Genomic DNA, 13,999 nt, shown 5'->3' on the forward strand with positions numbered 1-13,999 from the left:
AATCGATTTTATCTTAATGATCGATTTTGCATTTGTGAAGTGAATTAGCCGCACAAATAGTGATAGTTTAATTTGCATTTTTAAGCATTTGTGGTTGTGACTGTTGAGGTATATCGCAGCATGCTTTTATGGTATTAGCGGGGGAATAATCATGCGTTAACGTAATAGGCGGAAAATAAGAAGCAGAATAATACTTGCTGTAAATGCGCTAATAGTCGCAATGAATAGCGTAATTGCAGGAGATAAAATATACAGGGAAATATAATGGCTATTGGTATCACTGATAATGTTGATAACATAAGGCATTGTAATTGAAAAGCATATACAAGTTATCCATGAAAAAAAGAGTACCCAAGCAGAGTATGATCGAATTTCTGTAAGGACTTTGTTATGGAAATATTCATATTGCTTAATAATATAATGAAATCCAAATAGTGGAACTAATGCCCACAAAATGATGGATAGGCTAAATATACCGTGTTGGTTATGCCAATTGAACATGATGATATTAATGATAAATATGCTAAAAATAGAATAAATACGGTAATTCATAAATAATAGTTAGTTAGACATCAGTGTCGAGTATTATATTTTTTATACGACATAAATAACGCTATATTGCTCATGAAAAAGCACGAAAGCGACTATTTCTAAATATTGTGGTTATAAATATAATATTTAGAGTATTTTAGTCTACATATAGTATATTAAGATGTCGCTATGGTATTAAAGTGTGTCGTAATGAATAGTTTAAGCTCTTAATTTTAAAGGCTTGCGTTCATCTCTGCATCATAAACTATCATTGTTGATTGAAAAGCTTGAGTGTTGTAGATAATTAACTATCTGTATTGAATGGTGCATTAATGCGCTACTAAATGGACGAGTTGAATTTTACGTGATTAGTTATTCACTTTAAGCGTATTAAGTTAATAATGACATAGATAGAAACTGCATGTCTTTTCGTAGTATGTAGTGAGAATAATCATTCGATAATGATAAGTAATTGGCTTTTTTAAAGCTGTGTTTTGTATTTTATTGTATGTAATGAAGACTAGATAGTTGATATGAACAAAAACAACTTTGCAACCATAAGTGATAGAGTAATGTGTCAAATTCGGCATGACATTTTATGTGGTGAATTTGAAGCCGGACAGAAACTTATTCTGAGTGAGTTAAAAGAACGCTACCAAGTTGGTGGCACCCCTTTGCGAGAAGCAATGGTGCAATTGTCGTGGCAAAAATACGTTACCATGAAACCACAGAAAGGGTTTTGGGTAGCGAATGTTTCTCTCGATGAATTACGAGGTATTTTAAAAACGCGGTTAGCATTAGGTCATGTGGCGCTGCAAGATGCGATTAAAAAAGGTGATGAAGCTTGGGAATTGCAGATTTTAACGGCTTTTCATAAGCTTAATCGCTTAAATCCAGAATCTGCTTTATTTGATTATGATGAATGGGAATTGCGTCATAAAGAATTTCATTTATCGTTAATTTCATGCGAAGGCTCTGAATTTATTCGTGGCATGATTTCACATATTTATGATCAGCAAGAACGCTATCGCCACTTCTTATTGAATGCCCGTTTATCACCAGAAAAACAGTATCATGATAACGGAGAGCACGAAGCGCTAATGAAAGCCGTGTTAGCACGTAATGTTGAGCTCGCATGCCAGTTATTACAAGAACACAGTGAACGTTTATATTCTTTACTTGAAGCTGCACCATCGTTACAAGCATTATTACATTTGCCTAATGACAAAACCATGTGGTGATACAGTAATATTTTGATGAAGTAATAAGGGGAATATTAACGATGAAAGGTAAACATTGCTCTATTATGGTTGAGTTAATTGTTGCGTAAATTTCATCGTAATAAAGTTTACCTCTTATAATGATATTATATGATGTTGGGCGATGTTTAAGGACGTTCGTCGCCATTACATTAAAAATATTAATGTTTAAATGATTTCTGAATATCAAATGGTTGAGTCATTATACTCAAACTCTATAGTCAAACCCTTAATAATGTATCATTCTTATATGGATTGTTATTTTTAAATAAAGTGAGAATTATCATTTTTCTAATGACGGCTTGAAATTGAAATGCTAATTTAAATTCATGCCTCTATAAACGGAATTTGCTTAATGTTTTCACAACTTTCTCCCGCACAACCCGATCCCATATTGTCATTATCGCTAATTTATAATGTTGATCAGCGTGATCATAAAATGGATCTGGGTATTGGTGTTTATCGTAATAATCAAGGCCAAACGCCTATTATGGCCGCGATTTCTCAAGCAGAACAACGCTTACTTCAAACTCAAACGACAAAATCATATGTTGGTCTTGCGGGGAGTGAAGTTTTTAATCAATGCATGATTGATCTTTTATTAGCTGACACTTCGGCTCATAGTCGTACTGCGGGTGTTCAAACCCCTGGTGGTAGTGGAGCATTACGCATGCTGGCAGATCTGATGCACGTAGCCAATGAGAATACTACCGTGTGGTTAACTGATTTAAGTTACGTTAACCATCGACCTGTAATGGAAGCTGCTGGGCTAAAAGTGAAATATTATCCTTATTTTGATCGTGATACTAAACAAGTAAATACCGATGCAATGCTATCAGCACTAGCACAAGCAGGGGCGAATGATGTGGTATTACTACATGGTTGTTGCCATAACCCAACGGGTGCAGATATTAATTTCGAAGCTTGGCAAGCGATCACCGCATTAGCCAATAACAATGGTTTTATGCCTTTTGTTGATATGGCCTATCTTGGCTTCGGTGACGGTCTTGAAAAAGATGGCGCAGGCTTGAAATTCATGGCAGATAACATTGAAGAAATGATGATCGCCACTTCATGTTCTAAGAACTTTGGCTTATATCGCGAGCGTACTGGTGCTGCGCTATTAGTGGGTGATACGTTATCAAATGCGCAAAAAGCTAAAGGTCGAATTTTAACATTAGCGCGAGCTAGTTACACTATGCCGCCGGATCACGGTGCAGCATTAGTGGCTGATATTTTAACATCTAGTGTGTTAACTGCAGTATGGAAACAAGAATTGATTATGATGCAACAACGCATTATCGGATTACGTCAAAATTTAGTTCAAACATTAGCTGCTAAAGGCTGTGATCAATTTAGTTTTATTGCTGATCATAAAGGTATGTTTTCAATGACAGGTTTATCGCCTGCGAAAATTATGCGTCTGCGTGATGAATTTGCTATTTATGCGGTAGGTGATGGTCGTATTAATGTTGCAGGATTGCAAGAACAACAAATAGATGCTTTAGCGACAGCATTAATGACGGTTTCTCAGTAACGTTATTCTTATGTTGTTAAATAAAATAATAGGCTAAATATAACAAGAGGCACTCATAGTGTGCCTCTTCGTTTTATGCGGTAGGATTTATTTCCCCGCGATCTTAGCGGCTAATTGTCCCTGCATTGTATAGATATTAGTTTTGCCATTAAACTCTAAGCTAATTGGATCATGTTGGCCTGAAATCCATAATTTTAATTCTGCATCTAGATCGAAATGGCCTGTACTTTCAATTGTATACATAGTGATTGACTTATAAGGCACTGAGCGGTATTCCACTTTTCGGCCTGTCATTCCTTGCTTATCAATCAATATTAAACGGCGATCTGTTAAAATAATCATGTCGCGAATAAGTTTATAAGCTAATTCGATGTGCTCATCTTGACCAAGAATCGTTGATAATTCTTCAGTTGCCTCTTCAAGATCCATCTCGCCAGCATTACCTAAGATAGCATTAAAAAATCCCATGAATGATTCCTTTTAAAATAACAAAATAAGCACTAATTTATATCTTTAGAGTGTAATCGAATTGCGTTTTTTATACTAGTCACGATTTGAGCCTCCAGTTTATTATGTGCATCAACGTGCACTAACTAATCTGTTGTTTAAATAGGCAAGGGTGCTGATATCATCCTAGCTATTTTTTGTTATTTAATTACGCATCATGATGATTTTTTTAGTGTAATCAAGCACAAATTGCTGACAATCAACCGCAGTTTGAGGGGCAAAATCTTGGTTGTGCAGATCAGTATTAGATAAGATACGAATACCAATAAAAGGTATGCTATAAGCTTGAGCCACTAATGCGGCTGATGATGTTTCCATTTCTTCAACTGACGTATTGTATGTTTTATGAAGCCAATTAATACGATCAACTTCGCGGTTCCATTCATCTGCTGTACCAATGATACCAGTTACAACTTTGCCTTTCGTGTAGCTGTTCGCCATGGTTGTCGCGATATGCAGTAAACCTTTATCAGCAGTAAAAGTATTATGTTCAACCAGCTTACCTTGTTCGCGTAAACGCATCGTAACGCTAAAATTCTGCCATTTTGTCGGTGCAATACCTTTACCTTTTTCGGTAAATTCTGATTTATATGCACCCATATTGAAGCTGGTTTTTCCTATAACAATATCACCACGTTGTAATTGTGGATCATGCCCGCCAGCAGTACCTTGGTTGATGATCAAAGCAGGCTTAAAACGCTCAATTGCAAGTGTTGTTGCTGCGGCAGCATTGGCAATGCCGACTTCTGTTCTCGAAACAACAATAGGATAATCATTAATGGTTCCTTGCCAAAATGTCCATGAACCAACCGTGATTTCAGACTTTTCTTTTAAGGCGGCAATAAGGGTTGTGGTTTCTATATCCATTGCCCCCTGAATTAATATTGGGCCAGATGCTGGTGTAGCAGCAATGCTCATTGGTGAAAGAATGAAGCAACAAAGTAGCAGACCACGTTTTAGTAATGACATTAATTTTCCTATAGAAAGAGATAAAAGTAATTTCAGCGTGCAATGTAGATAAGGCAAACGTTTGCGTCAATGTTTTTTTGATATTCTTATTAATAATATTTCTTTATGATTTGTATAAAAATAACTTGTGATCATGGAAGGTGTAATATATTTTATTAGTAGCGAAATAACGCTCTACCATAGACCATGGGAATGATGGAATGAAAATTAAGTTATTATCTTTGCTTATTAGTGGAAGTTTGTTCAGCGCGAGTGTGTTGGCGACAGATAACTCGTTGACAGATATCGCGACGAGTACCTTTGAAACACTCAATAAAATGCAGGAATTGGCTCAACAACCTAACAATGTTATTGAACGTAATGGCCGACAATATTTGCAATATAAAGGCAAAGAATATTGGCTTAATCATGAAAATTCGCCAATATTTCCATTAAATGATGCTCATGGTGAATACAGCACAGCTTTCCCTTTTATTGGTCCTGAGTGGGAATATGTTGCTTATAACGGCGGATTTTATTTATTGCACCGTGAATTCGGTGTAATGACACCTGAAGATACTGGATGTTATGTTGAATATATTCCAGCAGCTCGTGGCTCGCAACGTGATGATGGTAGCTATATCTGGGAATCAGAATTAGTACAACGTATGGTTACGTCAGATTGTGGCGATTTAGCAATGCCAACTATTTCAGATTTTAACGTTGACTCTGTCTCTGATGTTGGGGTTGAACTTGTCTGGAATGATAGTGCGACAAGTCATGACTATAAAATTCAATTAACCTCTAGTAAACCAGGCGAATCTTCAATTACTTACAATTACTCAGCAAAGCAGTCTGGATTTTATATTGCTGATCTTGAACCTGAAACGCAATATGATGTAAAACTTATTGAATGTAATCAACTTGGATGTGATGAAAAAACTCTTTCTTTTAATACATTACCATCACGTTTAAGTTATAACGATAGCCGTAACGCGATTAATCATTTAGTGGGTAATTTACAAGCAAATATAGCGTTGGCACAAACACATACCAGTGTTGCACCTTATGGTAATGATGAACTTAATCACCCTAATTTAGTGATGAATCGTGAGAGTTTATTGCTTGTTACACCTAAATCAAGAAATGTTAATCAGCTATGGGTTGATGTTGAGTTAGATGGCGTGAATATGGGCCGTTTCTTAATGCACCCACCAAGTGCAATACCTGATACTGATCAACTTGATAATGGCAAAAGTAAAGTGATGTTCTCTCATCACGCATGGAATTTACCATTAAGTTGGGAATGGATGAAACCGGGGTTAGCGCTACGTTTTAGTGATAATCGCAATCGTGAAGGTGAACTGAGTCAAGATATGTTTGTCTTTGGTGGAGCACCAGAACTGGTTATTCAAAATATTGATATCGGTATGCTTGTTGAGCCTCGTAATCAATATGACATGATTAATAATATGGAACAGTTGGCTACTGATTATTTCCAGAAAATTCCCGTATCTAAAATGGTGGTGGCTGATTATACCCCATTATATTTACGTAAAATAACAATGCCTAATGGTAAGGTTTATACCAAAGCTAGCGAATATGAAACACCCGGATGGCATGGCGGTGATATGCGTGAAGCTATTGGTAAGAATTTAGTATCGATAGGTATTAATAATGCCAATTTTGGTATAACAGATACGGCAGGGAGCAATTCTCATTGGGCGCGACCATTTAGTCATATAACAGCACATAATAACCGTGGCCGTTATTTAGCTAAAGACAAAGATGGCATCGTGACTTCAACAGTAGTGGAACATGGTGGTAGCGGTGGCGGGGGGATTGTCACGTTAAGTTCTACCCGTGGTAACGAGTGGTCACATGAACTTGGACATAACTTTGGTCGTGGTCATCATCCTCAAAATGCGTCTATTCATGATATGGAATCAGGTTGGGGTTGGGATGCGCGTTATCAACGTTTCATTGGTAACCTTCATTGGTCGGATGCTGCGATAACAATGACTAATGAGCATAGTGGTGAAAGTGTGCCACCATTTGCTAATGAATTCCGTTTTATGCGTGAAGCGATGGGTGGTGGCGAAAATACATTAACAGGTTTGATTAGTCACTATACTTTAGAGCACCCAATAGCTGCTCGAGTTACTCAAGATTGGTTTAATCGTTCTAATAATATGGATACTAACAGTCGCACGGGTTACGTTAAATGGGATCAAATTAGCCAGCATTATGTAGAATCAGAGACAGGTTTTGCCGCGGCTGAGCAGCAAGGGGTTCCTGTGATCACTGTACTAGGTATTTATGATCCAACTGAAAATAATCCGAGTCAGATTTATCCATTAATCTATTCAAATTACGGTAATTTGTTTGATTTACCTGCGCCAACGGTAGTTATACCTCAACGTGAAGGTTGGGTTGCTGCGATGGATCTTAGCGATGCCGATCGAAATGAAACAGAATGGCAAACAATTAAAATAGATAACGAATGGCTACCGTTATGCCAGTTTAGTTATACCAACAAGAATGGTGAAATGGCTAATTTTGTGGGTTATGAAGATACAACAACATCTATGTGTCGTGTGTCATCTGATATGTTCTGGTCGGTAAATAATGAGCGTGAAGTACCTGTTTCTGCCATTAATGAGTATCAATTGTTAGCCTCTAAAGGTGAAGCTGTCGGCAACGTAAACTATATTCCAACGGCGGAATTAGGCAAGAAGACATTGTGTAGCTTAGATAAGTCAGGAACATCACATGATGGCGCTGGATTTGTTGAAAATAATAAATGTATGCAGATTGCTAACGTTAAACATACCAATGGTGCGAATTGGACATATGCCAATCATCAAGGTGGCATTAAACAATACAGTTTTGCTTCACAGAAACAGTGCCAATTAATTGTTGAAGGCGAAAATGGTGATGTTAGCCATATAGCATTGAGTGGTCATCGTTATAACAGCGGTGAAAGTAATAAGTTGCACGTTAATTTACCAGCGGATAACCATCCAACACGTATCACCATTGAGTGTGGATCAGTGTCAGGAACAGAATCAGTGCTCGATACTGTTGTTACACCACGTAACCCTGCTGTAGCTGAGCTTAAAGGCCCTGTAATTATTGGTCAAGAGTATGGTTATAAATCACTTGAGTCAGCAATACCAGCAGGTTGGTTTGCACATACTGAAGGCTTTAATCCAGCAATATTATCGACTCGAGATCGTAGTTCATTAGCAACGTTGAGTGTGGGTAATGAAAGGCCTAATGTTTGTCGCTTCCCATTAACGATTAATGGCGTCGAGCAAACAGTACATGGTTACGTTGACGATTTTGGTAACGGTGATTTCCAATGTACAGGCGGTACAGAAATAACAGTTGCAGATACTCAAGGTGAGCAACCGTTATTATCAATAGTTAATCAATTTGAGTGGATGTCTTTAAATAATCCCAAGCAAGTCGGTCAACGAGTAAAAGCGGTTGAAGGTAGTGATGCTAATTTATGTAGCGTAACTCGCAGTGGTTTTTATGGTGCTGGTTTTGTAAATGCTGGTGGGCAATGTACTCAAGTTCCTGGTATTAAATGGTCAAATGGTAACCATTGGACATTTTCTAGTGGCCACGGCCAATATAGTTACCGTTAATAAAATATGGAAATAAATCCCTCACTCAATAAAGTGAGGGGTTTTATTTGTTGTATAAGTTAAAATATAAATTGATACAGATATCCAGCACCGATAGCCATGCCAAGAATTACTACTAAGAATGCGATAATCATTTGATTCTTAAAAATTGATTTAAGTAAGATAACCTCGGTTAAACTTGCCCCCGCACTACCAATGATCAAGGCCATTACCGCGCCTAATCCCATGCCTTTTGCAGCTAATGCAGCACTTAATGGAATAACGGCTTCTGCACGAATATAAAGTGGAATACCAATTATGGCTGCAATGGGAATTGCAAATGGGTTATTTTCACTGGCAACTTTAGCCACAAATTCTGTTGGCATAAAGCCATAAATCATCGAACCTAAAGCGATACCGCCAATCAAGTAAGGCAACACTTTTTTGAAATCAACCCATGTCGAGTGCCAAATTTTAAGCCATTTGTTTACTGGTTTTGGGATCGAACTACAGCTTGATCCACAGCATGATGGTTTTGGCTGGCTATAGGCTTCATCTTTGATGTATTTTTCAAAACCTAATTTTTCCAGTAAATAGCCTGCAATAATTGAGACACCCATCGCCATTACAAAATAAAATACAGTGACTTTTATGCCAAAAGTTACCGCAAATAAACCAATAATAATGGGATTAAGCAAAGGACTGGCAAATAAAAATACCATCATAGTGCCAAATCCTGCTTTTGCTCGCAGTAATCCTTTTAAAAATGGAATAGTTGAACATGAACAAAAAGGAGTAATAGCACCAAGTAAGCCTGCAATGAAATAGCCTTTACCATTTTTACCGCTAAGAATGGATTGAATTTTAGCGGGGGGAATATACACCTGTAATATGCCAACGAGGTAACTAATTGCAAGAAATAGTACTGTAAGTTCAACGGCAAGAAAACCAAACATTTGTAAGGTATTGGTTATCATCTCGGATGTTATTGTAAACATATTAATTCTCTATATTTCTAGTATTGTCGAAATATAAAGGTAAACGAGGGTGTTGTCAAAATTATATTTCTATAAGTGTGGAAATATTTTCATTAAGAAAAATATAAAATAATTAAGATATTGAAAATTAGGATTTTAGTTACTATCGTTGTTCGTCAATACAACATTCATCTTGTAAAAAACTGATGACACTGGTTAAAGCATCATATTGTGCGACACAAAAGAGTGTACGTCCTTCACGACGTTGGGTGAGTAACCCAGCCGAAGCAAGGCTAGAAATGTGGTGAGAAAGGGTTGAGCCTGGAATAGCCAGTTGCTGTTGAATATCCCCGACAGCAATGCCTTGATAGCCCGCTTTAATGACGCGCTTAAAAATGGCTAAACGGGTTGGGTGGCCTAATTCTTTAAGTGATTTAGCAATTTGGATGGTATCTATTTGATGACACGTCATAGTAAAGCTGACCTTTTATATTGGTTTTTATTTCTATTATTGTGGAAATATAGCGAATTCTGATAAAAAAAGAAAGCGAACAGAAGCCGCTATTTATCTACAATTATCACAGTAACAATATCAACAGTCATTTATTCTATCTTAAATCACTCATAATCGTTGCTATATAGATGTAATAGCATCAATCAATAGAGCTAATAGAAGATATAATGACCAAAAAAATCATATTAGATACCGATCCTGGAATTGACGATGCGATGGCAATTTTATTTGCTGAAGCACATCCTGATATTGAATTGGTTGCACTTACTACTGTTTTTGGTAATGCAACTATTGAAAATGGTACTCGTAATGCGTTGTATCTTAAGCACCGCTTTAAGATGACGGCAGATATTGCTCAAGGGGCGAGTCAACCTTTGGTTCGTAGTCCTGTTGGTCCGACGGAAGTTGTTCATGGCATTACAGGCTTAGGCGATTTCCATGTGCCTGATGATTTTGTTGGTCATCCTGATCCACGTCCAGCTTACCAATATATAATCGATACTGTAAAAGCCCATCCTCATGAAATTACGTTGGTGGCTGTAGGTCCACTAACCAATCTTGCTTTAGCCCTACAAGCAGCACCAGAAATAGCTCAATTAGTTGGTCAAGTTGTGATTATGGGGGGAGCATTTGGTGAAAATGATCATCGCGGCAATGTCACTCCTTATGCCGAAGCCAATATTCATGATGATCCTCATGCTGCCGATATTGTGTTTTGTGCGCCTTGGCCTGTAACTATCATTGGACTTGATGTTACTGAAGAAAGTTTCTTTAGTGCTTATTATCTTGACCAATTACGCCATGATGCTGCTGATATGGGGGAATTCATCTTTACTATCAGTCGTTATTATTTACGTTTCTATTCACAGAAGGTAGGGCTTGATGGTTGTCATGTACATGATCCGTCAGCTATTGCTTATGTGATTGATCCTGAATTATTTATAACTCGAAAAGGGGCTGTACGTGTTGTTTGTGAAGGGCCTGCAAGTGGTATGACAATTCAGAAATTAGATACAAAGCAATACCAAACTGATGAATGGTCATCAATGCCCGCTCAAGAGGTAGGTATTAGTGTTGACTCCGCACAATTGTTAGACTTGTATCAAAAGACCCTTATTGATTATTCTCATAACCAATAAGATAAGTTGGGATATTAGTATAATAATAAAGGCTATCTATGATTGATAGCCTTTAAATTTATAAGGTGAGATATTACAAATGATTGTTTTTTTCGTAAACAAAAACTGTAGCAGGAGGGAAGTTAAGCCATACTTTTTTCATGTTGGTTTGCATCAGTTTATTTTCGCGAAGATTATCTGTACCAAATGGACAACGATTTAGATAAGTATATTGAATTAGTTTTCCACCATGTTCTAAAACGGCACTGATATCATTTAACGCCTTCGCTTTAGTTTCAGTTGAAAAATTAACAAAGGGAATACTAGAGATAACGGTTTTAACTTTTTGGTTTTGATGGCGTTGTCTCATTGTAAACAGATCTGATACACAGATAGTCTTATTAATTTTTACTAATGATTTGTGAAAAATAACGTTATTTTCATAGGTATAAATAGTCTCAATGGCTTGAATTTCTGCGAGTTTACGTGTGATAACACCAGAGCCTGCACCCAACTCAATAATCGTATTTTCTGGTGATATGTGTGAAATCATTTCTTGAACTAAAAATTGACTGCTTGATATAACAGAACCGGTATTTTTAGGGTTTCTTAAAAATTCAATTATCACTATAGGTAAACACCATAAAAAAAAGATAGTGCATAGTTACACTATAAATAGAAGAAAGCGGTCAAAAATGTGATGTTTTGTGAAATAGGCAATGAAATATCAACGAGGGTTTACATTAAATGGGTGAAGTCAGCCTAATAAGTGATTTGATAATAAATATAGTTTCCCATTGTTGATCTATATTTGGACTCAGCAACTATGATAGCTGCTGAGTATTTAGTCATATTGTTTATAGTTCACACTGTATTTTACTTGAATAAAGTTATTCGGAAAAACAATTGCTTGTGTTTGTTCTAATTCGATATCCTTGTGGGTTTCACCGAACAGTGAAATACCACTGCCTAGTAATATAGGAGCACGAGTAATAGTGATATGATTGATTAATTGCTGATTAATAAACGCTTGAATAGTCATTCCACCATCGACGTAAGCATGTTGATAGCCTTCAGTACTTAGTTTCGTTATTAAAATCTTAATATTACCAGCATACATTTCGACTTTGTCACGTAAGTTATCGGGAGCTTGGGTGATGGTTGTGCTCAAAACAATGATTCGAATATTGCCATAAGGCCATTGTTCTGGCGGTAGATCCATACTTGAGATAGTTTCCATACATTTACGTCCCATGATTATACAGTCAACTGAAGCGAGATATTGATTGAACCCCATATCAGCTTGATCGCTCATATCTGCATTTTTGTTACCTGCAGTCTGTAACCAATTGACTGAGCCATTTTTTCTTGCAATAAATCCATCAACACTAGTAGCGATAAATACAGAACATTTCATGGTTTATTCTCTCAAATAGTAAGAATTTTGATTCTATCATGGTTTATTATTGATGAATTGAACAATTAAATGCTGTTTTCTGTCTTTTAATCGCATAATTATGTTGACCTTCCCGTAGGAGGAATGTCTATCCTAAAACCATATTCCATAACGCATTTAGGTCATCGTATGTTTAAAGAAAACGTAAGCACAAGTAATGTAGTAAAAGCACTCATCGGTGGTTTTTTAGGTACATTAGCATTTACTTTAATGGGTAAATTTATTGCACCACATCTTATTGGGCATTCAATGAATGTTGCTGCGATTATTGCTCATATGTTAGGAACCTCTGATAGTGTCGGCTTAATGATGCACTTCGTGGTAGGTACAATTGTATTCCCAATCGCTTACTTATTAATTGGTTATAGTCGTTTACCTGGTTCTGGTTGGTTGCGTGGTTTAGTCTTCTTAATACCTATTTACCTTGGCGCGATGATTGTTGTGATGCCAATGGCTGGTAAAGGTATATTCTTCCATAGTGTGCCAATGTCAATGGTCGCTTTAATGGGGCATATGGTTTACGGTATTATTCTTGGACTTGTTGTTGGTACACCTAAAGATAATAAATAAGTTAGATGGTTATTTATTATTAAAAGTAAAAAGCTGAGAAATTAAATATCTCAGCTTTTTATTGTTATTATTTTGTTGTGTTTTTTGTATGTTTTAGCCATTAATTATTTTTGTAATTGTATCTTTATTATCACGACCATTCGCAAAAATAACTCCACTAATATGGATTAGCATAAATCCTACAACGCCCCACCATGAAAGCTTATGAAATGTTTTACAAGCTGAATATAGAATAAAATCATGTCCTAAGAAGTGAATGACTAAACCTGTGATTACAATACTTGTTAAAAATAAATAGAAAGCAATGTATAACAATCCTTGTAGACGATCATGCAAACTATTCTTTTTCAATGGGTTCGGCATAAATAGACCCACTTTTTTAGAGTAATATAATCGTATAAACACTAGGATACCAATGAAGTATCCCACAATATAGTGCCACTGAAACATTTCATTGCGGATTGATTTAGCAATTGTTATAGCTTGTTGTTGTGATATGGAAATATTATCACTTTTCAATCCAGATTGAAGGATCGTTGCGATATGTGTTTTGTCCATCCACGTTGAGCGTAATACAATAGTTAATAAAATAAATAGAATAGAAAATGCTAATAACCAATGTATTAAACGGTGCAGTTTTGGAAAGTGAAGTTGTGAAGTCATAAAACGGCCAAAAGATAAAATATTATTCCACAATAGTATCATGGATATTCTGAATGTTTAATGAATATTAATCACTATTAAATGCATAGGCATTAATTTGAATATTAAGTTGTTTTTTTATTTAGATTAAAATCAATATTTTATGTCTACATTAGTTTTTTTTGATAATATTTTTAGTGAGTATGTATGAAAAATATTATGCTGTAAAATACAGTGGCAATAAAATAAAGAATAAGTAAATAGAAGAAATGTTATTTTTCAAAAATATCTATATAGAATATAAA

12 protein-coding genes are annotated in these 13,999 nt (G+C 36.1%); 5 read left to right on the forward strand and 7 right to left on the reverse strand.

Translation table 11 applies throughout. The annotated features are described in order from the left end of the window. Positions 1–1,103: 1,103 nt before the first annotated feature. A complete protein-coding gene (locus C9I86_RS10325; protein WP_235865758.1) occupies positions 1,104–1,772 on the forward strand; it encodes an FCD domain-containing protein in 669 nt (222 codons plus the stop codon). 373 nt (positions 1,773–2,145) lie between these two features. Continuing rightward, a complete protein-coding gene (locus tag C9I86_RS10330; RefSeq protein ID WP_107276297.1) occupies positions 2,146–3,327 on the forward strand; it encodes an amino acid aminotransferase in 1,182 nt (393 codons plus the stop codon). Between the two features lie 87 nt (positions 3,328–3,414). Here the strand turns inward: C9I86_RS10330 and C9I86_RS10335 are convergent, their stop codons facing one another. Both C9I86_RS10335 and C9I86_RS10340 read right to left on the reverse strand, forming a co-directional pair. Continuing rightward, positions 3,415–3,795: a PH domain-containing protein gene (locus C9I86_RS10335; protein ID WP_107276298.1), complete on the reverse strand. Its 381-nt coding sequence runs from the start codon at positions 3,793–3,795 to the stop codon at positions 3,415–3,417. 183 nt (positions 3,796–3,978) lie between these two features. Beyond that, positions 3,979–4,803 carry a 5'-methylthioadenosine/S-adenosylhomocysteine nucleosidase gene (locus tag C9I86_RS10340; RefSeq protein WP_107276299.1) on the reverse strand — a complete coding sequence of 275 codons (825 nt, stop codon included), beginning with the start codon at positions 4,801–4,803 and terminating at the stop codon, positions 3,979–3,981. 200 nt (positions 4,804–5,003) lie between these two features. Here C9I86_RS10340 and C9I86_RS10345 point away from each other — a divergent pair, with 200 nt between their 5' ends. Continuing rightward, positions 5,004–8,438, forward strand: coding sequence for a M66 family metalloprotease (locus C9I86_RS10345; RefSeq protein WP_107276300.1), 3,435 nt, complete (start codon positions 5,004–5,006; stop codon positions 8,436–8,438). A 59-nt stretch (positions 8,439–8,497) separates the two neighbouring features. Here C9I86_RS10345 and C9I86_RS10350 read toward each other — a convergent pair whose 3' ends face one another. Both C9I86_RS10350 and C9I86_RS10355 read right to left on the reverse strand, forming a co-directional pair. Beyond that, positions 8,498–9,415, reverse strand: coding sequence for a permease (locus C9I86_RS10350; RefSeq protein WP_107276301.1), 918 nt, complete (start codon positions 9,413–9,415; stop codon positions 8,498–8,500). Between the two features lie 142 nt (positions 9,416–9,557). Next, the gene (locus C9I86_RS10355; RefSeq protein ID WP_369925431.1) at positions 9,558–9,866 is read right to left on the reverse strand and encodes an ArsR/SmtB family transcription factor; all 309 of its coding nucleotides are present in this window, start codon (positions 9,864–9,866) and stop codon (positions 9,558–9,560) included. Positions 9,867–10,075: 209 nt separating this feature from the next. Between C9I86_RS10355 and C9I86_RS10360 the strand changes: the two genes are divergently transcribed. Next, positions 10,076–11,047: a nucleoside hydrolase gene (locus C9I86_RS10360; protein ID WP_107276302.1), complete on the forward strand. Its 972-nt coding sequence runs from the start codon at positions 10,076–10,078 to the stop codon at positions 11,045–11,047. 73 nt (positions 11,048–11,120) lie between these two features. On the opposite strand, the gene C9I86_RS10365 is transcribed toward C9I86_RS10360, so the two are convergent. Further along, complete coding sequence (locus C9I86_RS10365) at positions 11,121–11,654, reverse strand: class I SAM-dependent methyltransferase (RefSeq protein ID WP_107276303.1); 534 nt, start codon at positions 11,652–11,654, stop codon at positions 11,121–11,123. A gap of 216 nt (positions 11,655–11,870) precedes the next feature. Then, a complete protein-coding gene (locus tag C9I86_RS10370) occupies positions 11,871–12,443 on the reverse strand; it encodes a dihydrofolate reductase family protein (RefSeq protein WP_107276304.1) in 573 nt (190 codons plus the stop codon). A gap of 123 nt (positions 12,444–12,566) precedes the next feature. On the opposite strand from C9I86_RS10370, the gene C9I86_RS10375 reads away from it, so the two are divergent. Next, positions 12,567–13,052 (forward strand): DUF6789 family protein, encoded by a 486-nt coding sequence (locus C9I86_RS10375; RefSeq protein ID WP_146142629.1) that lies wholly within the window; start codon positions 12,567–12,569, stop codon positions 13,050–13,052. 93 nt (positions 13,053–13,145) lie between these two features. On the opposite strand, the gene C9I86_RS10380 is transcribed toward C9I86_RS10375, so the two are convergent. Continuing rightward, entirely contained in the window at positions 13,146–13,715 is a 570-nt protein-coding gene (locus tag C9I86_RS10380) for a cytochrome b/b6 domain-containing protein (RefSeq protein WP_158258937.1), read from the reverse strand. Positions 13,716–13,999: the final 284 nt, after the last annotated feature.

It is taken from the genome of Photobacterium sp. NCIMB 13483, from assembly GCF_003025475.1.
Lineage (GTDB): Bacteria > Pseudomonadota > Gammaproteobacteria > Enterobacterales > Vibrionaceae > Photobacterium > Photobacterium piscicola.

Coding starts and splice junctions, on each gene's coding strand:
- C9I86_RS10325 (WP_235865758.1), top strand. CDS start 1,104: ATGTGTCAAATTCGGCATGACATTTTATGTGGTGAATTTGAAGCCGGA.
- C9I86_RS10330 (WP_107276297.1), top strand. CDS start 2,146: ATGTTTTCACAACTTTCTCCCGCACAACCCGATCCCATATTGTCATTA.
- C9I86_RS10335 (WP_107276298.1), bottom strand. CDS start 3,795: ATGGGATTTTTTAATGCTATCTTAGGTAATGCTGGCGAGATGGATCTT.
- C9I86_RS10340 (WP_107276299.1), bottom strand. CDS start 4,803: ATGTCATTACTAAAACGTGGTCTGCTACTTTGTTGCTTCATTCTTTCA.
- C9I86_RS10345 (WP_107276300.1), top strand. CDS start 5,004: ATGAAAATTAAGTTATTATCTTTGCTTATTAGTGGAAGTTTGTTCAGC.
- C9I86_RS10350 (WP_107276301.1), bottom strand. CDS start 9,415: ATGTTTACAATAACATCCGAGATGATAACCAATACCTTACAAATGTTT.
- C9I86_RS10355 (WP_369925431.1), bottom strand. CDS start 9,866: ATGACGTGTCATCAAATAGATACCATCCAAATTGCTAAATCACTTAAA.
- C9I86_RS10360 (WP_107276302.1), top strand. CDS start 10,076: ATGACCAAAAAAATCATATTAGATACCGATCCTGGAATTGACGATGCG.
- C9I86_RS10370 (WP_107276304.1), bottom strand. CDS start 12,443: ATGAAATGTTCTGTATTTATCGCTACTAGTGTTGATGGATTTATTGCA.
- C9I86_RS10375 (WP_146142629.1), top strand. CDS start 12,567: ATGTCTATCCTAAAACCATATTCCATAACGCATTTAGGTCATCGTATG.
- C9I86_RS10380 (WP_158258937.1), bottom strand. CDS start 13,715: ATGACTTCACAACTTCACTTTCCAAAACTGCACCGTTTAATACATTGG.